General features: G+C 49.1%; 25 protein-coding genes. 3 read left to right on the top strand and 22 right to left on the bottom strand.

Features of this window, described 5'->3' with window-relative positions:
- Nucleotides 1-19: 19 nt before the first annotated feature.
- The 13 genes from OCV63_RS12565 to OCV63_RS12505 form a co-directional block, all read right to left on the bottom strand.
- The gene (locus OCV63_RS12565; RefSeq protein ID WP_158364356.1) at nt 20-865 is read right to left on the bottom strand and encodes a TlyA family RNA methyltransferase; all 846 of its coding nucleotides are present in this window, start codon (nt 863-865) and stop codon (nt 20-22) included.
- A gap of 64 nt (nt 866-929) precedes the next feature.
- On the bottom strand, nt 930-2,798 hold the full coding sequence (gene dxs, locus OCV63_RS12560; RefSeq protein WP_158364354.1) for a 1-deoxy-D-xylulose-5-phosphate synthase: 1,869 nt from the start codon (nt 2,796-2,798) through the stop codon (nt 930-932).
- 15 nt (nt 2,799-2,813) lie between these two features.
- Nucleotides 2,814-3,698, bottom strand: coding sequence for a polyprenyl synthetase family protein (locus tag OCV63_RS12555; RefSeq protein WP_158364352.1), 885 nt, complete (start codon nt 3,696-3,698; stop codon nt 2,814-2,816).
- Nucleotides 3,688-3,903: an exodeoxyribonuclease VII small subunit gene (gene xseB / locus OCV63_RS12550; RefSeq protein WP_158364350.1), complete on the bottom strand. Its 216-nt coding sequence runs from the start codon at nt 3,901-3,903 to the stop codon at nt 3,688-3,690. Before xseB ends, OCV63_RS12555 begins: the two co-directional genes overlap by 11 nt.
- Nucleotides 3,904-3,942: 39 nt before the next feature.
- On the bottom strand, nt 3,943-5,154 hold the full coding sequence (gene xseA, locus OCV63_RS12545) for an exodeoxyribonuclease VII large subunit (protein ID WP_158364348.1): 1,212 nt from the start codon (nt 5,152-5,154) through the stop codon (nt 3,943-3,945).
- A complete protein-coding gene (gene nusB, locus OCV63_RS12540) occupies nt 5,151-5,564 on the bottom strand; it encodes a transcription antitermination factor NusB (RefSeq protein ID WP_158364346.1) in 414 nt (137 codons plus the stop codon). The genes xseA and nusB overlap by 4 nt, the downstream gene beginning before the upstream one ends.
- A gap of 73 nt (nt 5,565-5,637) precedes the next feature.
- Nucleotides 5,638-6,027 (bottom strand): Asp23/Gls24 family envelope stress response protein, encoded by a 390-nt coding sequence (locus tag OCV63_RS12535; protein ID WP_158364344.1) that lies wholly within the window; start codon nt 6,025-6,027, stop codon nt 5,638-5,640.
- Nucleotides 6,028-6,222: 195 nt separating this feature from the next.
- Nucleotides 6,223-7,809, bottom strand: coding sequence for a peptide chain release factor 3 (locus OCV63_RS12530; protein ID WP_158364342.1), 1,587 nt, complete (start codon nt 7,807-7,809; stop codon nt 6,223-6,225).
- A 168-nt stretch (nt 7,810-7,977) separates the two neighbouring features.
- Entirely contained in the window at nt 7,978-9,414 is a 1,437-nt protein-coding gene (locus OCV63_RS12525; protein ID WP_158364340.1) for a family 1 glycosylhydrolase, read from the bottom strand.
- A gap of 1 nt (nt 9,415) precedes the next feature.
- On the bottom strand, nt 9,416-10,774 hold the full coding sequence (locus tag OCV63_RS12520) for a PTS transporter subunit EIIC (RefSeq protein ID WP_158364439.1): 1,359 nt from the start codon (nt 10,772-10,774) through the stop codon (nt 9,416-9,418).
- Nucleotides 10,775-10,817: 43 nt separating this feature from the next.
- Entirely contained in the window at nt 10,818-11,480 is a 663-nt protein-coding gene (locus OCV63_RS12515) for a hypothetical protein (protein ID WP_158364338.1), read from the bottom strand.
- A gap of 12 nt (nt 11,481-11,492) precedes the next feature.
- Complete coding sequence (locus OCV63_RS12510; RefSeq protein WP_158364336.1) at nt 11,493-12,164, bottom strand: nuclear transport factor 2 family protein; 672 nt, start codon at nt 12,162-12,164, stop codon at nt 11,493-11,495.
- Nucleotides 12,151-12,879 carry an MBL fold metallo-hydrolase gene (locus OCV63_RS12505; RefSeq protein WP_158364334.1) on the bottom strand — a complete coding sequence of 243 codons (729 nt, stop codon included), beginning with the start codon at nt 12,877-12,879 and terminating at the stop codon, nt 12,151-12,153. Before OCV63_RS12505 ends, OCV63_RS12510 begins: the two co-directional genes overlap by 14 nt.
- Nucleotides 12,880-13,059: 180 nt before the next feature.
- Here OCV63_RS12505 and OCV63_RS12500 point away from each other — a divergent pair, with 180 nt between their 5' ends.
- Nucleotides 13,060-14,103, top strand: a complete 1,044-nt coding sequence (locus OCV63_RS12500; protein WP_158364332.1) for a helix-turn-helix domain-containing protein — start codon at nt 13,060-13,062, stop codon at nt 14,101-14,103.
- A 17-nt stretch (nt 14,104-14,120) separates the two neighbouring features.
- On the top strand, nt 14,121-14,870 hold the full coding sequence (locus OCV63_RS12495; protein ID WP_158364330.1) for a GTP pyrophosphokinase: 750 nt from the start codon (nt 14,121-14,123) through the stop codon (nt 14,868-14,870).
- A 48-nt stretch (nt 14,871-14,918) separates the two neighbouring features.
- On the opposite strand, the gene OCV63_RS12490 is transcribed toward OCV63_RS12495, so the two are convergent.
- The 4 genes from OCV63_RS12490 to OCV63_RS12475 form a co-directional block, all read right to left on the bottom strand.
- The gene (locus tag OCV63_RS12490) at nt 14,919-15,524 is read right to left on the bottom strand and encodes a peroxidase-related enzyme (RefSeq protein ID WP_158364328.1); all 606 of its coding nucleotides are present in this window, start codon (nt 15,522-15,524) and stop codon (nt 14,919-14,921) included.
- 19 nt (nt 15,525-15,543) lie between these two features.
- Entirely contained in the window at nt 15,544-16,314 is a 771-nt protein-coding gene (locus OCV63_RS12485) for a cyclase family protein (RefSeq protein ID WP_158364326.1), read from the bottom strand.
- 276 nt (nt 16,315-16,590) lie between these two features.
- Nucleotides 16,591-17,601 carry a GGGtGRT protein gene (locus OCV63_RS12480; protein WP_158364324.1) on the bottom strand — a complete coding sequence of 337 codons (1,011 nt, stop codon included), beginning with the start codon at nt 17,599-17,601 and terminating at the stop codon, nt 16,591-16,593.
- Between the two features lie 19 nt (nt 17,602-17,620).
- Nucleotides 17,621-18,313, bottom strand: a complete 693-nt coding sequence (locus tag OCV63_RS12475; protein ID WP_158364323.1) for an iron-sulfur cluster assembly scaffold protein — start codon at nt 18,311-18,313, stop codon at nt 17,621-17,623.
- Between the two features lie 222 nt (nt 18,314-18,535).
- Here OCV63_RS12475 and OCV63_RS12470 point away from each other — a divergent pair, with 222 nt between their 5' ends.
- Nucleotides 18,536-18,772 carry a hypothetical protein gene (locus OCV63_RS12470; protein WP_158364321.1) on the top strand — a complete coding sequence of 79 codons (237 nt, stop codon included), beginning with the start codon at nt 18,536-18,538 and terminating at the stop codon, nt 18,770-18,772.
- A gap of 72 nt (nt 18,773-18,844) precedes the next feature.
- Here the strand turns inward: OCV63_RS12470 and OCV63_RS12465 are convergent, their stop codons facing one another.
- The 5 genes from OCV63_RS12465 to OCV63_RS12445 form a co-directional block, all read right to left on the bottom strand.
- Nucleotides 18,845-19,207, bottom strand: a complete 363-nt coding sequence (locus OCV63_RS12465; protein ID WP_158364319.1) for a hypothetical protein — start codon at nt 19,205-19,207, stop codon at nt 18,845-18,847.
- A gap of 105 nt (nt 19,208-19,312) precedes the next feature.
- Nucleotides 19,313-21,217: a PTS sucrose transporter subunit IIABC gene (locus OCV63_RS12460; RefSeq protein WP_158364317.1), complete on the bottom strand. Its 1,905-nt coding sequence runs from the start codon at nt 21,215-21,217 to the stop codon at nt 19,313-19,315.
- 19 nt (nt 21,218-21,236) lie between these two features.
- Nucleotides 21,237-22,652, bottom strand: coding sequence for a glycoside hydrolase family 32 protein (locus tag OCV63_RS12455; RefSeq protein WP_158364315.1), 1,416 nt, complete (start codon nt 22,650-22,652; stop codon nt 21,237-21,239).
- Nucleotides 22,653-22,656: 4 nt separating this feature from the next.
- Complete coding sequence (locus OCV63_RS12450) at nt 22,657-23,637, bottom strand: LacI family DNA-binding transcriptional regulator (protein ID WP_262670853.1); 981 nt, start codon at nt 23,635-23,637, stop codon at nt 22,657-22,659.
- Between the two features lie 303 nt (nt 23,638-23,940).
- Nucleotides 23,941-24,816 carry an Abi family protein gene (locus OCV63_RS12445; protein WP_262670852.1) on the bottom strand — a complete coding sequence of 292 codons (876 nt, stop codon included), beginning with the start codon at nt 24,814-24,816 and terminating at the stop codon, nt 23,941-23,943.
- Nucleotides 24,817-25,387 lie beyond the last annotated feature (571 nt).

Here is a 25,387-nt window from a genome sequence, read left to right as displayed (position 1 = left end):
CTGTCTCTTCCCGGCTTTCTTATTTTACATCCAGGGTTCCGTGAGCCTCGTCCACAATACGCTCCGGTTCTACGCCCGCGGGCAGATGGCCCTTCAGTTCTTCCCAGGTCGGAAGCTCTTCTACAGCCTCCCGGTCGGTCTTCTGAAGCCATACCAGGTATTCGATGTTGCCCTCCGGTCCCTTGATGGGGGAAAATTCCAGCGCCAGAATGTCGAAGCCGATGGACCAGGCGTAGGTCAGAACCATCTGGATTACCTCCAGATGAGTGCTCTTTTCCCGCACCACGCCCTTCTTGCCGACCTTCTCCCGGCCCGCCTCAAACTGGGGCTTAATCAGGGCCACCACCTGGCCGCCGTCGTCGAGAAGCTCCCGCACCGGAAGCAACACCTTGGTCAGGGAAATGAAGGCCACGTCAATGGACGCAAACCTGGGAGGCTCGTCGATCTGATCCGGGGTCAGGTAACGGATATTGGTTTTCTCCATACAGACCACTCTCGGATCGCTCCGGAGCTTCCAGTCCAGCTGATTGGTTCCCACGTCTACCGCGTATACTTTCACTGCGCCGTTTTGCAGCATGCAGTCGGTGAAACCTCCGGTGGAGGAACCTACGTCCATGCAGACCTTTCCTTCCAGCCCCAGGTCAAAATGGGCCACTGCCTTCTCGAGCTTTAAACCGCCACGGCTCACATAGCGCAGCTTCTGTCCGTGAATTTCGATGGGCGCGGCCTCGTCAAACATGGAACCAGCCTTGTCCTCCCGCTGTCCCTTTACAAAGACCTTGCCCTCCATGATGATGGCTTTGGCCTGCTCTCTGGATTTTGCCAGGCCTCTGTTTACCAGAAGCACGTCCAGACGTACCTTCATATCCGTTCTCTCCTAAACTCTATTTCTTATGGCTCTGCCACATATGGTCAAGCCACCTGTTTTTTTACATCTCGCCCACATAGGCGGTGATCACACGCTTCACGATGGTTTCCGCGTCCAGGCCTACCTCTTTGTGCAGTAATGCCACATTGCCATGCTCCACATACTCGTCCGGCAACGCGATGTTCAGCACCTTCATGTCGAAGCCTCTGTCGTTCACATACTCCAGTACGTGATCGCCAAAGCCTCCATTTCTTACATTTTCTTCCAGTGTCACCAGAAGCTTATGCTGCCTGGCCACCTCTTCCAGCATCTGCTCGTCGATGGGCTTCACAAAGCGGGCATTGATGAGCGTGCAGTTATATCCGGTGTCTTTCAGGGTATCCCGTACCTTCTCCGCAGTCTTCACCATACTGCCCACCGCCATCAGGGCGATGTCCGCTTCCTCATAAATCCACTCGCTCTTTCCATAGGCAATGGGAGCGCGGAACTCCTGGAGACCGTCGTAGGCCTCGCCTCTGGGATAACGCAGGGCGATGGGACCGCCGTAATTCACGGCAAACTTCATCATATCCGAAAGCTCCCATTTATTCTTCGGGGCCATAATGGTCATATTCGGAATACTGGACAGGTAAGACAGGTCGAAGATACCCTGATGGGTCTCGCCGTCGCTACCCACCAGACCTGCCCGGTCAATAGCGAAAATCACATGCAGGTTCTGGATACAGACATCGTGCAGCACCTGATCGTAAGCACGCTGGAGGAAGGAGGAATACACCGCCACCACCGGCTTCAGGCCGCCTGCCGCCAGTCCGGCTGCAAAGGTCACCGCATGCTGCTCCGCGATTCCCACATCGAAAAACCGATCCGGGAACATATTTTTAAATCGCTTAAGTCCGGTTCCGTCCGGCATAGCCGCCGTGATGGCCACCACCTTCTCATCCCGGTCGCCCAGCTTCCGCATCACTGTGGAAAAGATATCCGTATAATTGGCCTTGGCCCGTCTGCTCTTAGGCAGCCCCGTCTCGATGACAAAAGGCTCCGCGCCGTGGAACCGGGAGGGATGGCGCTCCGCCGGTTCATATCCCTTGCCCTTTTTCGTACAGACGTGAATCAAGACCGCATGATGCACTTTTTTCGCGTCGTTAAACGTACGGATGAGCTGATCGATATTATGGCCGTCCACCGGGCCCAGGTAGGTGATGCCCATGTCTTCAAAAAACATACCCGGGATTACCAGCTGCTTCAGGCCACTCTTGGTCTTCTTCAGCTGTCGCACAATGCCGTCGCCGTATACCGGAATCTTCTCCAGGGTATTCTGCAGGCCCGCCTTGAAATTATTATATCCTTCGTTGGAGCGCATGCCGTTCAGGTACTGGCTTAAGCCACCCACATTTTCCGCGATGGACATCTGGTTGTCATTCAGCACGATGATAAAATTACTCTTTAACTGGGAGGCGTTGTTCAGGGCCTCAAAGGCCATGCCGCCGGTCATGGATCCATCTCCGATGACTGAAATCACGCTCTGGCTTCCGCCGGTCAGATCCCGGGCCTTCACCAGGCCGATACCCGCTGAGATCGAGGTGGAGCTGTGGCCTGTATCGAAGCAGTCGCAGTCACTCTCTTTCCGCTTCGGGAAGCCGCTCATGCCGCCGTATTTCCGCAGATCGTCAAAACCGGCTCTTCTTCCGGTCAGAAGCTTATGGGTATAGGACTGATGTCCCACATCCCAGACCACCTGATCTTTCGGGAAATCAAAAGCCAGATGCATGGCCATGGTCAGCTCCACCACGCCCAGATTGGAGGCCAGATGGCCGCCTGTCACACTGATTTTCTCGATCAGAAAATCCCGGATCTCCTGCGCCAGGGGTTCCCAGTCCTCCTTGTTCAGTTTTTTAATATCATTAACCTGATTGATCTGCTCCAGCAGCATGTACTCACCTCAATCTTACTTTTCTCTTGTAATCAGCATCCGGATCAGTTCTTCCAGAAATGCATTCTTATGGTTCAAAGAAGCCAGTGTGGACAGGGCTCTCTCAGAAATCTCTTCCACATCCTTCTTTGCCTTGTCAAGGCCCTCCAGGCTTACATAGGTGGTCTTATGGTTCTTGTCATCGCTGTGAATGGGCTTGCCAAGTACTTCCAGCGTACTCGTCACATCCAGAATATCATCCTGGATCTGGAAAGCCAGTCCCACATCATTTGCCACGTGCTCAATTGTCTCCACTTCGTCGTCGGAAGCACCTGCCAGCACCGCGCCCACCATCATAGCCGCCTCAATCAGGGCGCTAGTTTTCAGGCGATAGATGAAATCCAGCTTTTCTCTGGACAGGGGCTGTCCCTCAGACTCCACATCCACCACCTGACCGCCGATCATGCCATAGATACCTGCCTTCTTAGACAGAATCTGCAATGCCTTCGCAGTCCGGGCACTGGTCTCGATATCAAAAGCTCCCGCAGCCGTCTCAAAAGCTAGGTTTAGCAGAGCGTCACCCGCCAGAATCCCCATGGCCTCGCCGTATACCGCATGGGTGGTCTTCTTGCCGCGGCGATATTCGTCATTGTCCATGGCCGGAAGATCATCATGCACCAGGGAATAGGTATGAATCATTTCCATGGCTGCCATAAAGGGCTCCACCACCTTACCCTGGCCGCCGAACATCTGATAAGTCTCCTTCATCAGCATGGGACGGAGACGCTTGCCGCCTGCCAGCACACTGTAATTCACCGCTTCCAGAACCGTCTTCTGGAAGCCGGTCTCCTCCGGCAGATAAGCCATAAGCAGCTTCTCAATCTCTTCCGTCTTGGTACGAAGTTCTTCTTTAAAACTCATCCAGTTTGCCCTCCTCATTCATGACCAGCATCTTTTTCTCTACTTTATCCAGCTTATCGCCACAGGCCTTCAGAAGCTTCATGCCCTCGGCGTAAATCGTAAAGGACTCCTCCAATGGCACGTCCCGGTCAGCCAGCTTCGCCAGCATCGCGTCCAGCTCTGCAAAATTTTCTTCCAGTGTCGCTTCCTTTTTCTTCGTTGCCATACCGTCTTATCCTCTCTTAACTGTTCCGTCCCTGAATCATCATATCCTCTTTTTTATCTTCTCGCGGCCTTCTACCACTGCGGTATATACACCGTCTGTCACATGGATTCGAAGCCGTTCGCCTTCCGTAACCTCATCAATTCCAGTCACGGCCTTTCCATTCGGCCCTTCCGTGTAGGAATAGCCCTGCTGCAGCTTCAGAAGCGGCGAAAGCCCGTGTAAGCGTTCGATATACAAATTCAGGCTGTGCTTCCGATCCGACAGCTTATTCTGCATGGCCTGCTCCAAACCGTTGGATAATTCCGCCAGACGCATCCGCTTCTCCAGAAGCTGTGTCTCCGGACTGACGCGCTGAACCCGGCTTTTCAGTTCCGCCAGTCTTCTGTAATATTCTTCCATTCTATGACGGAAGATATTCTCAAACTGCTGCTGATAACCGCGCATCCGCTCCAACAGTTCCCGGATATCGGCCACAGCCAGCTCTGCCGCCGCCGATGGGGTCGGAGCCCTCAAATCCGCCACGTAATCAGCGATGGTCGTGTCAGTCTCATGGCCTACCGCCGAGATCACCGGCGTATTACAGTCGAAAATGGCTCTCGCTACCTTTTCCTCATTAAAAGCCCACAAATCCTCAATGGAACCGCCGCCGCGGCCCACGATCAGCACGTCCAGTCCCAGCGCGTCCAGGGTCTCGATGCCACGCACGATACTATCCGCCGCGCCCTCGCCCTGTACCTGGGCCGGATACAGGATGAGCTGCACATAAGGATTGCGCCGGAGGGCGATATTACGGATGTCCTGCACGGCCGCTCCGGTGGGGGCCGTCACCACACCCACCTTCTTCGCGTAATACGGAATCGGCTGCTTATACTCCGGGGCGAACATGCCCATCTCTTCCAGCTCCATCTTCAGCTTCTCATAAGCCTCATAGAGCTGTCCCACGCCATCCTTAATAATCTCTCTGGCATAGAGCTGATAGCTGCCGCTGCGTTCATAGACGCTGACGCGCCCCAGTACGATGACCCGCTGACCGTCCTTCATGGGGAAGGCCAGTCCTTTCCGGTCGCCCGCAAACATCACGCAGGCCATGGATCCGCTCTCATCCTTCAGAGAAAAGTAGATGTGCCCGGAACTGTGATATTTACAGTTGGACACCTCTCCCTTTACATAAATACGGTTCAGCATAAAATCCTGTGTAAACATATTTTTGATGTATGTGTTTACCTGCGCTACCGTATAGACATGCTTCATTCTGTTTTTCCTGTCTTTCCAATCTTACCTAAGATACCGTTGACAAAGATCGGGGATTCGTCGCCGCCAAACTTTTTGGACAGTTCGACCGCCTCGTTGACCGCCACGCCTACCGGCACGTCCTCGTCGTATTCCATCTCATACACAGCCAGGCGCAGGATGGTCAGATCGGTCTTACCCATACGGGATACCTTCCAGCCCTCCGCGGTCTCATCCAGAGTCCTGTCAATCTCCGGCAGTTTCTCTACTATATGTGCATATTTCTTCTCAATATATTCCTGATCCTTCGGCTCGACCTCGCCCAGTCCTTCGAAAAACAGCCGCATCTGCTCTGGCATCTCCTCTGCGCTGTTGAACTCGATACGGAACAGCAGCTCAAAAATATGCTCTCTTAACTCTCGTCTTTTCATCTTACTCCGCCTTTTTCCCTCTTATCGTTTGAAAAGGGAGCCGCTGACTGCAGCCGCTCCCGAACAGTAACGCTTACTTTTCTTCTTTTCCCATATTCACATTGACAATGCGGATATTGACCATGGCTACTTCCAGTCCTGTCATGTTCTCGATGGCGCTCTTTACGCGATCCTGAACCTTCTCAGACACCTTCATAATGCTGTAGCCGTACTCGATATTCAGCGCCAGATCCACGTCTACGCTGCGGTCTGTCACTAGAACCTTCACACCCTTGGACAGATTCTTTACGCCAAGCTTTCCGATAAGCTCATTGGTGATATTGCCAGCCATGGATGCCACGCCCTCTACCTCGGTGGCTGCTAACCCTGCGATGGTAGCGACTACCTCGTCCGCGATCTGAACCTCGCCCAGCTGACTATCCTCATGTATCATATGAACGCCTCTTTTTTCTTCCTTTGACATATTCAAAACCTCCTGTTTTCTGTGCAAATCAGGTTTCCCTGTTCGCACGAAGCAGTTTTCATTTCGCCTGTTTTGTGAATGAAATCCGCTTCCACTCCTTTATTATTTCTTACTATTCCCACCACTCGGCAGCAGATATCATACCCCTGCCATGCTTTTTATATTTTATCACACTTTATCCATGATTGACAAGACTTACCGGCCAAACTCTGACAGAACCAGGCCCGGATTCCGATCCAGGGTCATGCCCACGCTCCATGCGTTGGTCCAGATCAGCAACGGTCTGCCCTTCAGATCCTTGATCTTCTTCATGTCGGAGGTACCCACCAGCTTACTCATGTCGATGTCCTCGTTCTCAATCCAGCGGATATGCTCGTAGGGCAGCGGTTCCAGACGGATATCCACATTATACTCATTTTCCAGACGGTACTTCAGCACGTCGAACTGCAGGACACCCACGACGCCCACGATAATCTCCTCCATACCGGTATTGAACTCCTGGAAAATCTGGATCGCGCCCTCCTGGGCAATCTGCTCGATGCCCTTGACAAACTGCTTCCGCTTCATAGTGTCGATCTGGCGCACCCGGGCGAAATGCTCCGGCGCGAAGGTCGGAATCCCCTCGTACTTAATCTGCCTGCCCGGCATACATAAGGTATCTCCGATGGAGAAAATGCCCGGATCAAAGACGCCGATGATATCGCCCGCGTAAGCCTCGTCCACAATCTTCCGATCCTGCGCCATAATCTGCTGGGGCTGGGACAGACGCTGCTTTCTGCCGCCCTGCACATGATAGACTTCCATACCAGCCGTGAACTTGCCGGAGCAGATACGGATGAACGCGATACGGTCACGATGGGCCTTGTTCATATTGGCCTGAATCTTGAATACGAAAGCAGAGAACTCCTCTTCCATGGGATCAATCAGCCCCACGTCTGCCTTACGGGGCAGCGGAGAGGTGGTCATCTGCAGGAAATGCTTCAGAAAGGTCTCCACGCCGAAGTTGGTCAGGGCCGATCCGAAGAATACCGGGGACAGCTTTCCCTGGCTTACCAGCTCCTGGTCAAACTCCGCGCTGGCGCCGTCCAGCAGCTCGATATCATCCATCAGTTTTTCCTTCTGACCCGGATCGAGAATGCTGTCGATCTGCGGATCATTGATGGACAGATCCAGCTCCTCGCCCTCCTTGGTACCCTTCTCGGTATCGGAGAATAGCAGCACCTTCTCCGTGTTCCGGTCGTAGACGCCCTTGAAGGCCTTACCGGAGCCGATGGGCCAGTTCACCGGACAGGTGGCGATTCCCAGCTCATTTTCGATATCGTCCAGAAGCTCAAAGATGTCCATGGCTTCCCGGTCCATCTTATTGATAAAGGTAAAAATCGGGATATGACGCATAGCGCAGACCTTAAAAAGCTTTCGGGTCTGGGCCTCCACGCCCTTGCTGCCGTCGATCACCATGACTGCGGAGTCCGCCGCCATCAGGGTGCGGTAGGTATCCTCGGAGAAGTCCTGATGTCCCGGCGTATCCAGGATATTGATACAATAGCCGTCGTAATTAAACTGTAATACCGACGAAGTAACAGAGATACCTCTCTCCTTTTCGATCTCCATCCAGTCGGAAACCGCGTGACGGGCTGTGGCCTTACCTTTGACGGAACCGGCCAGATTGATGGCTCCGCCGTAGAGCAGGAACTTCTCAGTCAACGTAGTCTTACCTGCGTCCGGGTGGGAAATAATCGCAAAGGTTCTTCTTTTTTTAATCTCATCTACATAATTTGCCATTTCATTCTTCCTTATCTTATCCGTGTATCAATTGACGATTCAAAAGCCCATCCGGATAGCTTTCCGAAAATGGGCATAACTATTATCCAGTATACACATTTTCGGAAGTTTTGCAAGGGGCAAACCCGAAAAAGCACAGACGGCCATAAAAACCATCTGCGCTTCTCTTTATAGTATCTCGCCATTACTTGCTATCACATTTTTATACCAGTTAAAAGAATCCTTTCTGATTCGTTTCAGGGTTCCATTCCCCTGATCATCCTGATCCACATAGATGAAGCCATAGCGCTTGCTCATTTCCGAGGTGGATGCGCTGATACAGTCGATACATCCCCAATAGGTGTATCCCAGTACAAGGACGCCATCCTCGATAGCCAGTTCCATCTGATGGATGTGCTCCCGGATATATTCTATTCGATAGGAATCATGAATCCTTCCGTCCTCCAGAACATCTAATGTTCCCAGTCCATTTTCCGCCACAAATAATGGTAGCTTATAACGACTGTACATTTGATTTAAAGCAAACCGCAGACCCACTGGATCGATCTGCCAGCCCCATGGGGTCTGCTTCAGATAAGGATTCTTTTCTCCCACCAGAAGATTGGCTGAAGCTTTCTCTTTTTTTGCTCCTTCCGCGCTCGTTACCAGAGACGCGTAATAACTGAAAGAGACAAAATCCACCGTGTTTTCTTTCAAAATCCGGGCATCCTCCGGTTCTTCCTGAATCTCAATCTGCTTTCTTTCCCACAATTTCCGTACCGTATAAGAATACTCTCCAAAAACCTGTACATCCGTGTAAAAAGCATCCACTTCTGTTTCCTGAAGCCATTGTATGCAATCCTCAGGCTTGCAGGTCGCAGGATATTTCAGATTTTTCGTAGTCATGCAGCCGATTTTTAGCTCCGGATATTTTTCATGAGCCAGCTTCGTCACAAGTGCAGACGCTACAAACTGATGATGTAAAGCCTGATAGCAGGATTGCTCCAGATTCTCTGTATGCTCTTTGACAATACCCGCCCCGGTCAGCGGAATATGGATCGTCGCATCTATCTCATTGAACGTAATCCAGTATCGAATGTCATTATGAAACTCTTCAAATAACACAGCCGCAAACTTTTCAAAGAAGCTGATCACTCTGCGATCCGTCCATCCATTATATTTCAATGTCAGATTCAATGGCATTTCAAAATGGGAAAGGGTCACAATGGGTTCTATTCCATATTTTTTCAGTTCATCCACCACATCATGATAAAATTTAATTCCTTCCGCATTGGGCTGTTCGTCATCCCCATTTGGAAAAATTCTCGACCATGACATAGAAAATCGGAAACTCTTAAAGCCCATTTCATGAAACAGCGCAATATCCTCCCGATATCTGTGATAGAAATCAATTCCTCTCCGTTTCGGATATCCACTGTCATTCCTATCCTCGGCAGCCTCCAGAATCTGATCCCAGGTTCGGTCAAAACACCCTCCCTTTTCTCTTTCACTTAAGGGAAAGATGTCTGCCGTGGACAGACCCTTTCCTCCTTCTCGTACTCCACCTTCCACCTGGTTTGCCGCCACTGCGCCGCCCCAGAGAAAATCTGCTGGAAATCCAGACATTTTAACCCTCCAGTTTCACATCTTCAAATTTCACAATATGTGTCACAATCATAGCCACTGCCACGGAGGCCGCAATACCGATTACATAAATCAGAAATTTTTCGCCAAGGAACAGTGCAAAGCCAGCTCCCGGAACCGGGCCAAGTCCGGTACTGTATACCTTAAACGCTGCCATAATCGCGCTGCCCACTGCGCCGCCTGCTGCCGCTCCGATAAACGGACGCTTCAGAATACCCAGCACTCCGTAGAGGGCCGGCTCTGTAGTACCAATCAATGCTGTGATACCAGAAGAAACGGACAGTCCCCTAAACTCTTTGTTTTTGGAATCAATCGCTACCATCAAAGCGGCTCCGCCTACCGCGGCATTAGCTGCTGCGCAGAGCGCCAGAAGCGGATCGTAGCCGTTGGCTGCAAGACTCTGTAATTCCACCGGTACCACTGCATGATGCAGACCTGTAAATACCAGGAACGGATAAATCGCTCCAAACACAGCGCCTCCGATAGCTCCGGTCGCATTATACAGTCCGATGATAGCATTTCCCAGCGCGTCAGACAGCATATTTACAGCCGGGCCAACGACAATCAGCATAATCGGAGCTGTCACTACGATACAGATAAGAGGTGTAAACAATCCGGAAAAGCTCTTCGGAATCACCCTGTTACAACCCTTTTCTACAAGTGAAAGAATAAACACACCTACCAGAATTGGGAATACCGTAGAAGAATAGCTGACTACCGGTACGGTAATTCCAAAAATACTGCTGGCTTCTGTCATTCCCGTATAAGTGGGATGCAGTAAAATGCAGGCCAGAACTGCCGCCAGCGTCTGCTTACAGCCGAATACCTTTGCTGCGGAAAACGCCAGTAATACCGGCAGGAAATAAAATACCGCATCCGAAAACATCATTAACATGGTATAGGTGTTGCCGGTCGGATCCACAACGCCGCCGAATTTCAGCGCAATCAGGATTCCTTTCAAAAGACCACTGGCTGCCAGAGCTGGAAATACCGGAATGAAAATTTTCGCAATACCATTTAAAATTCGATTCAGCAGTTTTTCCTCTCCCTTATCCTCTGCTGTCTCCACAGGCCTTGCATCCTCTGAGATGCCGGCCTTTTTTAAAAATACCGGATAGAGATCCTCCACTTCTTTTCCGATAATCACCTGTACCTGGCCGCTGTTTACCACACAGCCTTTGGCTCCTTCTACCTTCTTCAGCCCTTCCACATCACATTTGTCGAGTGCTTCTACGTCCAGACGCAGACGTGTAAAGCAATGGGATACTTTTCTCAAGTTTTCCGGTCCGCCTGCCAGTTCTAAGATAGCTTCGGACATCTGTTCATAATTGTTCCTTTTCATAGCTTTTCTCCTTTTTCTATCATTTCACTTTTTTCCGGATTTTTCAACCCTCCAGCCAGGTTTTATCCATCTCATCGGGATATTTTTCCCAAGTATCTTTCTTTGGTGGCTGCGGTATCGCCTGACGCACCTCGTTTTCCTGATAAGCATATCTGCCAAAGCCTGCCCGATCCTCCTCCGGCGTCAATTCCGGCCTGGTATTGGTCGGAATCATGCTTTTCACCCAGCCTGCATGATATTCATTCTTGGTCGTCCGCTGCCAAACTCCCCAGAGGATTTTCCATGCACCGTCTTCCACAATCTCCACGCCGGGAACCATTCCCAGAGACACAATGGCCACAGGCTCCTCCCGATGCTTTGACAAGCCTTCAACTCCCATGGACCACCACACGCTCCTGGCCCTCCTGTTGTTTTCATCCACTTCAATGACCGGTGTAGTTAGCGGATGAACCAACATGTTGCCTGTCAGAGAGTCCACCACTGCTTTTTGTCGGAATGCCATCAGACCTTCCACATCCACCGACGGATGCTTCAATGCATTCAGTTCTCTTCTTTGTTCTCCAATATGCTGATCATCATGAAAAATTGCCGCATTTCCCCGCAGATTCTGTATTTTCCAGATAGACATCAGTCGCTCGGTTCGTCTCTCAATTTCCGAAAGCTCTTCCTCTGTCAGCACATCGATTTTTTCCATCGTCCAGTACATAAGGCTTTCTCTCTACCGCTTGTCCCGGCTCAGTTCCCAATACCTGTCTTCTTTCCGATAAGTCTGATAAGGCAGGGGCATTGCCGGAATACCTTCCCGGACGCTGAGCGGCGAATAGGGATTATGATAGGTTCCAGGCAACGATTCCGGATGCATTGCGGTATTCGCACGATGAATCATGCTGGTATCTTCCACCCATCCCTTTTCATACGCACATTTGATAAAGCGGAAATAATGCAGGTGCCAGACCTTCCATTCTCTTTTTTCTGTAAAGATAAAGTCTGCAGCAACCTGACCCCAGACCCAGATGGCGTGAGCTCCTTCTTCATTCTTCCACGCCCCGGCTCCCGGACACCACCAGACACATTTCGCTGTCCGCAGGTCGTCTGCCACCTCAATCATCGGCGTTGTCAGCTGCATATCCAACATTTCTCCAGGCTCTGCCGGTTTACCGAGAAGCATATCCAGTACCGCTTCCACTGCCTTTTTTCCTTCGAATCGGCCTTCGTCCGCATACTCCACGGATACATCTTCCATTTCCCATGCAAAATGTTCTGCAACCGCTTCTCTCTGATGGAAATTGAAAGCCGCTGTCAGTCTTCCCATTTCGTTCTGAATTTCATGGTATGCTTCCAACTTATTTAATTTTCTAAGAAGTGCTTCCTTTCGTTCACGCTCCGACATGTTTTCCCCTTTCTTCCTTTTCGCAGGCCATCTCAAACAGGCTGTGTACATCGGCTCCTCTGTAAAAATAGTAGTGCCCCGGCAGGAAGATATCCGCTTTCACATTCCGCAGGCGTCTCAGGGAATTTTGATATGCTTTCATATCGAAGTCCCATCCTCCCATATAGCCAAGCTCCACATCCACCTTGTCTTCCGGCGGCCAGGGTTTCACAAAGAACAGATCCCCCGTACACAAAGCCCGAATCCCATCTACAGAAATCAGAAAGGAAAGAGAGCCTTTGCTGTGTCCCGGCGTTTCCAGCACATTGATTTCTACCTGTCCTCCAAATGTAAAGCTGTCGCCTTCCCGTATCGTCCTTGTTATCCTGCCACATTTCCATGGTGACCCGAAAAGCTGTTCCATCTCCGGATTTCCATGTTCTATTTTTTCTGCATCTTCCGCGCTGGCAAGCACATCCGCTCCCAACTGATTCATCCTCCAGACATTTCCTGCATGATCGAAATGGGAATGGGTCAGAAATACGGTTTTAATATTCATCGGATCAAGATTCCACTTTTCCATACAGCTAAGCATCTTCTTCCACTGTTCCTCCTGATATCCACAGTCTATCAGGACAAGCCCTTCTTCCGTCTGTATGGCATATATATTAGAATTTGTTCCATATTGCACCCCACTGATTTGGAAAAGGTGCTCTGTAATTTTCACTTTTCTCATCCCTCCTTGTTTTCCTTTATTTTACCACCTTCTTTTTGTTTTTCGATTACGTATTCTACACAGTTTTTCTCGAAAAAGTTACCTATTGCATTCATCCTGTTTTTCCCGTATTTTATTCTCCACTTTCATTCTTCTGCTTTTCGTGCTATACTGATAAAAAAGAGGCGAGAGGACGTCGATATGCAACTTGCCGAAGAACTTTACCGGATTCCCATTGCTCCGGAGCACCATTTAAAAATGACTTATGAGCAGCTCAATGCCTGCGATATGGATTTTGATTTTATTTCTGTTATCCGTGACGGAAAGGATTTCCACAAAATCACACAGGATTTATGCATTTCCTATCAGAAATTCCATCAGGGGCATCTGACCAATCTCTTTTTTTCCCACGAGCATCCGGTACATCTGGATCTGGGAGACACTGAGCTTGTCAGCTACTATTCTGACTATATTGAACTGCGCTATATTGTATCCGGATATCTGACCGTGGAAATCGAAGGAGAAATTGCCTCCTTTACAGAAAACGAAATCTGTTTTATCAATTCCATGGCCTACCACCGGGAGTCCATCCGGGACTCCGAATGTCTTCTGGTGAATATCTGCATCGACCGGGATGTATTTAATGAGGCTTTTCTCGGCAATGTCAGCATTTCGCCCCTGCAGAAATTTCTGCGCAAAAATATTATGATGTACAGTGATCGACAGCATTATCTGAAATTTACCCCGATAAAACTCGAACAGCTGGATTCTATTCAGGATTCCCTGTTCCATATTATTTCAGAAATCCGAAATAAACGCCCCGGCTACATGGACATCAGTAAAGGCTACCTCATCCGCCTTATGGACAGCCTTTCCTCAGGCTATCAATACAGTTTTTCCCGTCAAGAAAATGCCATTTACGAAGAAAAATTGTTTGAAGCTGTCAGCGAGTATATGAAAAATAATCTTTCTTCTGTCCACATGCATGCTCTAACTGAAAATTTTCATTTTCAGCCCAATTATTTTAATAACCTCATCAAAAAACAAACCGGGAAAACCTATTCGGAATATCTGGTTTTTCTGCGTGTCGAACGCGCAAAACTGCTGTTGGAATCTTCCAACCTGAATGTTGAGGAAATCATGTGGCTGATTGGATATCGCAATAAGGGATTTTTTTATAAGAAATTTGCTGAAACTACAGGCTTAAGTCCTTCAAAGTATCGTGCCCAGGCACGCGGAAAATAACGAAATGGAGAATTGTCATGGAAAACGAATTACAGAAAACCTTTCTCGATACCACGGATATTCCGGATATACAGACCTATTTTGTCAATCAGGCTTTTGAATTTCAGGAGCTGATGATGATGTACAGCTGCGCCATCCGCGAGATGCGGACCAAGCTGGAGGTGCTGAATGATGAACTGAGCATCCACCACCAGCGTAACCCCATCGAATTCATCACCTCAAGGGTGAAGAAGCCCTTGAGTATCGTGGAAAAGCTACACCGGTACGGCGTGCCCGTCAGCGTGGAATCTGTAGAGAAGAATCTGAACGATGTGGCAGGCGTCCGCGTTATCTGTTCTTTTATCGATGACATCTATACCGTGGCGGATATGCTGCTGCGCCAGGATGATATTACTTTAATTAAAAAGAAGGATTATATCGAGCACCCCAAGGACAACGGCTACCGCAGCCTGCACCTGATTATCGAGATCCCGGTCTTCTTTTCCAATCAGAAGAAAAATATGCGGGTGGAGGTGCAAATCCGGACCATCGCCATGGACTTCTGGGCCAGCGTCGATCATCAGCTCAAGTACAAGCAGGATATCGATGATGTGGAAAATGTGGACGAGCTCTCTGCGGAGCTGAAGGACTGCGCTGATATCATTGCCCAGACCGACAGGCGGATGCAGGCTATCAAGGATAAGATATATCCCGGTAACGCCCTGCCTCAGACCAATATGGACAAGCTGAAAAAGCTGACGATTCCGCTGAATAACCGAGAACTGTAACGCATAAAAATAAGACCGAAGGGATTCGGTCTTATTTTTATGTAAGGATTAATCTTCAAAATTACGGTTGTGGCTGTAATGACCCGGATTCGGAACTGGTGCGATGGTGCTGACCCAACGGTTCGTGTAGTTGAAGAAGCCTGCCACGAAAGCTGCCTCCAGAATCTGATGATCATCAAAGCCCGCTTCACGGAGCTTATTCACCTGCTCCTGATCAATGTCGCGGGGATGTGCGGTTACGTACCATGCGTACTCGCAGAGCGCATAGTCCTCTTTGGACAGCTCATCCTTAGCGGAACGATAATTATAGGAAATCTTGTCTACCAGACGGGCATTCTTCCACATACCGCGAAGGTTATCGCCATGGGTGGTCAGGCAATAGCAGCAGCAGTTATAAGAAGATACGACTACGCCGATCATCTCCTTCTGCGCGTCTGTCAGATAGCAGGTGTCATTGTACAGGGAATTCTTGAAATTCAGGAATCCGATGTACTCCTTGGCGTTCAGGGGAAGAATCTTGAACAGGTTGTTGATGAAGCCCCAGTTCTTCTCCATAACTTCTACATTTTTATTGAAGACAGCGTATTCCTCGTCTGTCATCTCCTCGCGGTCCGGTTTCTGCAGTCTTGAAAGCTGCTCGTCAAATTCCAACATATTCTATGTCCTCCTGATTTTAGTCTTCGGGGCAGATTGCGAAGCATCTTGCGGAGAAGCCTGTGCCATCCTTCAGCTTCGGGAACGCGCATACGATCATGGCTCCCACAGCCGGTACCTGGTCGAAATTTCTCATAACCTCGATCTGGATGCGGTCGGTCTCCAGAATGTACTGCTCGCCCGGATACGGATACGCGTCCTCTCTGGTGGTCACGTAGCTGGGATCGGTATCTGCCGGCTCATGTCCAATGGCGCCGATGTTGCGCTCCTCCACCAGCCATTTAATGGCATCCACGCTCCAGCCCGGGTAATGGGGATTGCCGTTCTCGTCCGGATTATCCAGATTGGATTTCTTATACCAGTCGGAACGGAACGCTACGAATGCGCCCTCCGGAATCTTACCGTTCTCGCTCTCCCATTTTTCCAGATCGGCTACGGTCATGGTGAATTCCGGGTTTTCCGCGCACTCCTTAGACTTATCTACCACTACCAGAGGATATACCAGCTCTTTTACGGTAATCTTGCTCATGTCGCGGCCATCGCCCCAGAAATGAAGGGGTACGTCTACGTGAGTTCCATACTGGCTGGCTACGCTGTACTGGATACATCTCATGGGCGCCATCATGTCGTCCGGGGTGCCCTCTCTGTAGTCGAAAAGAAGCTTGCCTTCCAGCGGCTTGAAGCCGTACCAGTGCGGAGTCTCTGGGCTCAGCTCATGCGTCAGGTCTACCCATTTGTAACCTGTCCCTTTTACTTCTTTTACAAAATCCCATAATTTAAGGTTTGCCATAATATTATCCTCCTTTAATTAAAAAAAGTCAATACAAGACCCACTTACTTTATATTTTAGGTCTCCATTGACTTTATTTTTCACTGTACAACTTTGATTCATTATAGTGACTTTATCATAGGATTGTTTTTTTGTCAATACACTATTTTATATATAGGAATTATAGATTTCGTACTTTCATGTAACACAGTATTTCCTGTAGAGCAAAAAGAAGGCACCCACCAAAACTCTCCGGTGAGTGCCTTCTTACTTTATCTGTCGTTATTCGGCTTATATTTAGAACTTGCCAGCGTCTGCTGCTTCCTGAACAGCTACTGCTACTGCTACAGTCATACCAACCATCGGGTTGTTTCCTGCACCGATCAGACCCATCATCTCTACGTGAGCCGGAACGGAAGAAGATCCTGCAAACTGTGCGTCGGAGTGCATACGGCCCAGAGTATCGGTCATTCCGTAGGAAGCCGGTCCTGCTGCCATGTTGTCCGGATGCAGAGTACGTCCTGTACCACCGCCGGATGCTACGGAGAAGTACTTCTTACCAGCCTCAAGACGCTCTTTCTTGTAGGTACCTGCTACCGGATGCTGGAAACGGGTCGGGTTGGTAGAGTTACCTGTGATGGATACGTCTACGTTCTCCTTCCACATGATAGCTACGCCTTCCGGAACGCTGTTTGCGCCGTAGCAGTTAACCTTTGCGCGAAGTCCCTCGGAGTAAGCCTTGCGGAATACTTCCTTAACCTCGTTGGTGTACGGATCGTACTCCGTCTCAACGTATGTAAATCCGTTGATTCTTGCGATGATCTGAGCAGCGTCCTTTCCAAGACCGTTCAGGATAACACGCAGCGGCTTCTGACGAACCTTGTTTGCCTTCTCTGCGATACCGATAGCGCCCTCTGCTGCTGCGAAGGACTCATGGCCTGCCAGGAATGCGAAGCACTCGGTCTCCTCTTCCAGAAGCATCTTGCCCAGGTTACCATGTCCCAGACCTACCTTACGTGTATCTGCTACAGAACCCGGAATACAGAAAGCCTGAAGGCCCTCTCCGATGGCTGCTGCAGCGTCTGCTGCCTTGCGGCAGTTCTTCTTGATTGCGATAGCTGCGCCTACGATGTATGCCCAGCAAGCGTTCTCAAAACAGATCGGCTGAATGCCCTTGATCTGATTGTATACGTCCAGACCAGCATCCTTGGTGATCTTCTCTGCTTCCTCGATGGAAGCGATGCCATAGCTGTTCAGAACAGCGTTAATCTTATCAATACGTCTTTCATATGATTCAAATAATGCCATTTTTCATCTACCTCCTCGATTACTCTTTACGCGGGTCAATGATCTTAACCGCATCTGCTACACGGCCATACTGACCTTTCGCCTTTTCCCATGCAGTGTTCGGGTCATCACCCTTCTTGATAAAGTCTGTCATCTTTCCAAGAGAAACGAACTGGTAGCCGATGATCTGATCCTCTGCATCCAGAGCGATACCTGTTACATAACCCTCTGCCATCTCCAGGTAGCGGGGTCCCTTTTTCAGAGTACCGTACATGGTACCTACCTGAGAGCGAAGTCCCTTTCCAAGGTCCTCAAGGCCTGCGCCTACTGCAAGTCCGTCCTCGGAGAATGCGGACTGGGAACGTCCGTATACGATCTGCAGGAACAGCTCACGCATAGCGGTATTGATAGCATCACATACAAGGTCTGTGTTCAGAGCCTCCAGTACGGTCAAACCCGGCAGGATCTCGGACGCCATCGCTGCGGAATGAGTCATACCAGAACATCCGATAGTCTCAACCAGAGCCTCCTGGATCACGCCTTCCTTTACGTTCAGGGTCAGCTTACATGCTCCCTGCTGCGGTGCACACCAGCCAATGCCGTGTGTAAAGCCGGAAATATCTTTAACTTCCTTCGCCTGTACCCATTTTGCTTCTTCCGGGATCGGAGCGGCGCCATGGTGTACGCCCTGTGCTACCGGACACATCATCTCGACTTCATGTGAATAAATCATTTTAAAACTCCTTTCAGAATGGATTAATAGCGACACGGGGTGGCTTAAGTCCCGGTTTGTCGCATTTGGTTATATTTTCGCACATTCTGTCGGATTCGTAAAGCCCTTTTTTGTAAAAAATCGAAAATCCGTGAAAAAAATAACGAGCAGTTATTCAAGACTTGTTTCTTTTTCCTTTTTATACTACAATGGGATATCATACTTTTACAGGGAGAATGATCTATGAATCCAATGCAGCTTTTGAAAATGAAATCCGCCTGGGACCGTTTCCAGTCCGCGCACCCTAAGTTTCCGCTTTTTCTGAATTCTGTCATGCAAAACGGGATTCACGAAGGGACGATTCTGGAATTCAAGGTCACGGAGCCGGACGGCAGAACCTTCTGTTCCAATCTAAAAATCAGCAGGGAGGATCTGGAGCTCTTCCAGGAGCTGAAGGAACTGGCCGGACAGAACCGGTAACGTATGAACGCCGCAGGCAAAGCCTACGGCGTTTTTCTCTTTTGTGCAATCAGACATTGCACGATTCTGCATTCAGGCCAGTCTCAATAACATCTCGCTGTGCTCCTGAACTACTTTTTTTAAAACATTTACATCTTCCTGCATGGTGTCGATCTGTTCGGTTCGAAACTGATACCTCCGATATGTAGAGGTATAACAGGCTTCGATATTCTGAAGTCTCGGCAGCATATCGTTCTCCAGCAGGAGTCCTAGTTTCAGCATATGTCCCTCGTTGATAGTCATGCGGTCTTCCAGTCTGTCCAAACGCATATGAATACCCTGTAGCTGCTCATGGATAGGGGCCAAATGCTTTTCCAATTGCTTCTCCAACTGCTTTTCCAATTGCTCGCTGAACAGTTGGGATATCATAACTGCATCTTCTTTTGTCAACGCCATAAATTCTCCTTTTCCGAGACAGCGCCATTTCCAGAATATGCAATGTCATAAAGTCATAATACTATAATGCGACAGATTTGACAAGGAATTTCCAAACAAATCTATTTAGTTCCCGCAGGTCTCAAATATCTTCTCTCCGGCCTTCACGTGCCCGGTCTTTATGTCCTTCACATTTTCCGGGGCAGACGCCAGAACCGCCACGGTGGCGTCGTAGCCGGCTGTCCTGATGGCCTCTATATCGAATTCCAGAAGCTTATCGCCCTGTTTCACCTTTGTGCCCGCTTCACACAGAGTGGTAAAATATCTTCCCTTTAATTCTACCGTATTAATCCCCACATGAATCAGAAGCTCCGTTCCGTCCGCGCTTTCCAGTCCGATGGCATGCTTCGTATCGAAAACCATGGTGACGGTTCCGTCAAAGGGAGCCAGGATCTCTCCCTTCTCCGGACGGATACCTGCGCCCTTACCCAGAACGCCAGAGGCAAAGGTCGGATCTGCGATCTCCGTATAGGAAATAGCCTCGCCGGTGACCGGAGCGTATACACTGCCGCCCCTGGAGCTTTCTTTTTCCGCTGCCGGAGACTCACTTACCACAGGGACCTTCTCTGCCGGAGTAGCCTTGGTCTCCACCGGATCCTTGTACCCGAACACCCAGGTCAGCGCAAAGGCTGAGCCTGCGGAAATAAGGAACATTATAATATAATTCAGCGGATCATTCAGGCAGAGCAGCAGGCCGAAGATACCGGTGACGCCGGTTCCGGTTGCGCCCAGACCCACGACGGAAGCATAGAGGGCTCCGCAGGCGCCGCCTGCCGCTCCGCAGATAAAGGGTTTGAAGAACCGCAGGTTTACGCCAAAGATAGCCGGCTCAGTGATTCCCATGAAGCAGGACATGGCGGAGGGGACTGCCATGGATTTCGTTTTCTGATTTCTGGTTTTCAGCGCTACCGCCAGGGCTGCTGCGCCCTGGGCGATATTCGCTGCGGACGCCAGCGGAAGCCAGTAGGTTTTTCCATAAAGGCCAAGCTGACCCACATCAATCAGCGTATACATATGATGGACGCCCGCCACTACCGTAGTGGAATAAAGGCCGCCCATGATAAAGCTGCCAATACCGAAGGGCAGGGTCAGAAGCTGCTGTACCCCATTCAAGATCCCGTTTTCCACAGTTACAAAGATAGGTCCGATGATGGAAAAGGTCAGGTAACCTGTGACAAAGACGCTGACCAGCGGCGTCACAAACAGGTCAAACATGGCCGGAACAACCTTGTGCAGACGCTTTTCAATCTGGCACATGACAAATACCGCGATGATAACCGGAATGACATGTCCCTGATAGCCTACCAGGTCTACTCTGTAAAGGCCAAACCAGACCGGAAGGGTCTGTTTCACGCCCTCGGTCGCCACCGTCCAGGCGTTCTGCAGATTCGGATGAATCATCATCATACCGATAACCGCTCCCAGATAGGGATTGCCGCCGAATACCTTAGCCGCGCTGTACGCAATCAGAATGGGCAGGAAGGTATACGCCGTGTTGGCAAATAAATTCGCCAGCACAAACAGGGAGCCTGAGGTGTCCAGATTCAGGAAGCCGTTATTTACCATAAAATTCAACGCTTCCATGATTCCCATCAGGAAACCGCTGGCTACAATGGCAGGAATAATCGGCACAAAAATATCGCCCAGGGTTTTAATGGCTCTTTTGTAAAAGGGCTGCTTCTGGGCCGCAGCCTCCTTCGCCTCGTCCTTGCTGACACCGCTCATGCCGGAAATGGACAGGAACTCATCGTAAACCTTATTGACTACGCCCGTTCCCAAAATAATCTGAAGCTGTCCGGCTGCGCTGAACACACCCTTGACGCCGTCGATGTCCTCTACCGCCTTAGCATCACATTTTCCGTCATCGGCCAGTACCAAGCGAAGTCTTGTGGAGCAATGCGCCACCGATACCAGGTTCTCTCTTTTTCCTGCTTTCTCATAAATCGCTTCTGCTGTCTTTCTGTAATCCATGCTTACCTCCTCTTTCCCGTTACGCCCGCAGCCGTCCCGCTGCGCCCGGCGCGTTAACTGTTACTCCGATCTCTTCCCCTTCCGGATAAAACCGGGTAGAAAATACATCTTTTCCGCCGTTCAAAAACACTTCCACGCAGGAAGCGTCCACAATGACCCTCATATCTGTCAGTCTCGTTATTTCCCTTCCGCGCATTGTACGGCCCGATCCCAATAGGTTATCTTGAAATTCCATGCGGAAAATCTGTTCTCTGCTGTTCCAGGTGAGCCACAGATGCTCCGCCAGTGTTATTTTTACATTTTCTCCCAGTTTATTCAGATCCGGAAGCTCGATTTCGAAAGCTTTTCCAAGGCTGCCTGCAAAATCATTTTTAAAAGGCTGCTCCTTCGTCCAGTATGCGTCCAGCTCCCGTATGGGATTCTGACAGAGCACGCCATCTTTCACGGAAAGTTCCCGGGGCAGGGTCAGCACATGCTGCCAGCCATCCTCCACCGTGCGGTTCGTGTAGAATTCATCCACATCCGCCATACCCATCCAGCCGATTTCGATACGCCGTCCATCCTCGGTCTCAAAGGTCTGGGGCGCATAGAAATCAAAGCCGCCGTCCAGTTCCCGAAAACTGCCATTGACGGAAGTGATCCGGAAATCACTGTCCAGAAAGGTCGTGACGCTCTGATACACATTGTTATAGCGAAATCCGTCAGCCTCCACGCCCTGAGGAGAGATACTTAAAACCGTATATCCGTCCACCTCATACAGATCCGGGCATTCCCACATATAGCCGAAGGCCTTCGGCGATTTCAGCCGGTGAGTGCAGAACCATTTGACGCCGTCGCCGGAGGTAAAGAGCAGCACCTCGCCCTGATCCTCTTTTGTCCGGGCGCCCTGTACCATATACCAGCGGCCATTTTTCTTCCACACCTTCGGATCCCGCACATGGCAGGTCAGATCCATGGGATAATCCCCGTTGGTCAGAAGAAGCTCCTTCCGCTCAAAATGAATCCCGTCATAGCTCACTGCCCGGACTGTGTTGGCCTGACGGCCCTGATTGATATAATCATAAGCTCCCGCCTCCTTCACATTTCCTGTGTAGTAGAGATACATATGTTCGTCCTCTATGACCGCAGAACCGGAGTAGACCCCGTGGCAGTCATAGGGCTGATCCGGCACCAGCGGAACGCCCTCCAGCTTCCAGTGAAGCATATCCCTGCTGGTACAGTGGGCCCAGAATTTCAGGCCGCCCTTCTCATCGAAGGGGGAATACTGATAAAAGGCGTGGTATATTCCCTTGTACTGACACAGACCGTTGGGATCATTCAGCCACCCTACCGGCGGCGCGATATGAAAGGCAGGCCGCCAGCGGCTGCCAGAGTCTTTTGTTTCCTTTATCTTCTGGGAAATCAGCTTATCCCAGGTTCTGTTTAATGCGTTCATCTTCTTACCTTTCTGAGCTTTCACGGATAACAAGCTCTGCCTGCATAGGGTTGTCAAAACATTCCTGATTCGCAGGCTGTTCGATTTTCTGAATCAAAATATCCACAGCCCGGGCTGCCATCTCCCGGTTCGGCTGGGATACGCTGGAAAGTCCCGGATACAGATATTCGCAGGTGTATGTATTATCGAAGCCCACCAGGGCCGCTTGATCCGGCATGGAGATCCCCAGTCTCTGCAGAATGCCATGAAGCTGCACTGCCCGACGGTCATTGTAGGCAAAGATGCCACATTTTCCCGGGTGCTCCCGGAAATGCGCCTGCAAAATGCTCCGGATCTTCCCGGAATCCTTTGTCTCAATCACAGTCAGCTTCTGCTCAAAGTCCGGATCGCTCTCTTTCATCTTTTCCGCAAAGCCCTGATACTTCCTGTCCCCGGTAGTTCCCACAAACAGATAATTCTCACAGCCGATATGCCGCAGATGTTCAGCCACCCGGGCTCCTGCAGCCGCATGGTCAATGTAGACGCAGTCCATGTGCTCCGTCTGTCGGGTGATGGACACCGCCGGAATATCCAGCTCTTTGATCTCCGCCCGGAATTTCGGATCCTGCTCCAGAACCGGAACGATAATCAGACCGTCTACCCGGTAACGCCGCATGACCTCCAGGCAATGCTTTTCCTTTTCCCGATCGTAATCCGAATTAAACAATATCAGGCTGTAGCCCTTTTCTCTGGCAGCCTGTTCCATATATTTCTCCAAATCCGCGAAAAAAGAGTTGGAAATATCCGTCAGTACCACGCCGATCAGCTTGGTGCCGCTGCCCACCAGACTGCGGGCCATGGCATTGGGCTGAAAATGATGTTCCCTGGCACAGGCCAGCACCTTTTCCCGCACCTCCGGATTCACGGAAGTATTTCCGTTCAGGACCCGGGATACCGTCGGCTGGGACACTCCTGTAAGACGGGCGATTTCGGTCATTGTAATCATATTTGTCGTCTCCTGTTTCTGGTTTCTCTTCTGCTTCCATGTCATAAAAATTCAGTATTTTCGCTTGTGAATACGTATTCACAGGACAACATTATAGTAGCATGGGGCGGGGTAGGTGTCAATCGGTGGAATTACCAAAAAAAGGTGGGATTTTTGTGCATTGCTACAAAAAGGAAGGGATTTGTAAGACGGACAAAAGCGAGGCGGGAAAAATTTTCCACGCTCGGGGACAAATAGCCCTCCTTAGGAAAGTTTTTCCCGCCCCGCTTTCTGGGGTTGAAATAATGTTTATTATAACCGTCTTTATGAGAGCATAAATTCTTCCCACTTTTCCGGGAATCCCATTGTTTTAATATCAACATGCTCATATTTTTCAAATAATGCTTCTAATGCCTCTACAAATATTTTCCAATGGTCATCGTCTTTTAATAACTGTTTGATGCATAGCAGTACCCCAAATATTCGATTATTTCTAATACCTGCCTGTGAATATTCTTTATATAGAGTCGGTGTTTTTGATAATTTCGCATTATAAAGTCTCCCATAATGCGCACACACATTACGCACATATGAGATGCTTTCCAACCAACTCTCCAAATATGTATAGCCTACGCCAAAAGATTTCGCTACTGCTTTTTTATCAGAATTTAGCATATTTTTATAGAATTTCGATAAAGTTCCAAAGCTAAACACTTCTACTAATGCATAAAATGGTAATTCTCCACCCTCGTAATTTTCTTGAAAGTTCTTTACAAATGGAGCTTTAGCATTTCTTCTGAGTTCTTCCTCTATATCTTTCAAAAATATTTTATGATATTCACTATTTTGGAAATTATCTGCCTTTTTATATCCTATAACTCCATATCGTTCTGAGACATAATTTCCAATTCTACACCTTGCATTTACTTCTATTTTTTCTATTTCCGGAAAGATGAGTTGTCGAAATTCAGCATTAAATAAATACAATTCTACAATTTGTTCAAAAGTTATATTTTCCCGATAATTGCCGTTCTTAATTTTTAACTCCAAACTATATGCCTTAATCAACCTAAAATATGAAATATCATTTAGAATTTTTTCTGCATACTCTTCATTTTCTATATTTAATCCTATTGTCCTCAAATTTTCTATCTGTTTCTTAATGGACATAGGCGGTTGATGTTTTTTCAATTTTTCCATATAACATCTCTTTAAAATTAAAAGACCCAACGTGGTCCGCATCGTTGAGAGGCGTGTTGGGTTCTGTTGATTTCATTATATGTAATTTCCCTGAAAAAATCAACTACTTTATCCTGATTTTTAATAATTTTAATAATTTCATTTTTGACTCTACATCTGATAGTTTAAAGCGTGTTGTGTTTTTGGTTTTCTATGCTTATAACACTAATGACAAATCAAGTAAATGAATGTCAGTAATGCAAGAAGGAACATTCCAAAGGCCATCAGGTCTTTAAAATCAAAATGTTTCATTCGCATCACCCCCATTCTTATGTAAGAATCGGGGCCAGCCACCCTGCAACACGGTTGTTTTCTCGGATTCCATTATATCCGATATTTCCCGCACTTTCAACTATCAGCCATATTCAATTTTCCAATAAAAAAGCTACCAGTCACAAAACTGATAGCTTAAAGTGTTTTCTTATTCTCTTGTTTTAGGTAAAGAAAAAGGGGCTGTGAAAAAACATAACCTATAAAAAAGAAGGACCAAGGATTCATAATGAATCCAAGGTCCTCTTTTTGTGTTAAAATT

The sequence above is a fragment of the Laedolimicola ammoniilytica genome (assembly GCF_025567165.1).
GTDB lineage: Bacteria > Bacillota > Clostridia > Lachnospirales > Lachnospiraceae > Laedolimicola > Laedolimicola ammoniilytica.
Note: the sequence above shows the minus strand (reverse complement) of the source record. Positions and strands in the feature narration are given on the sequence as shown.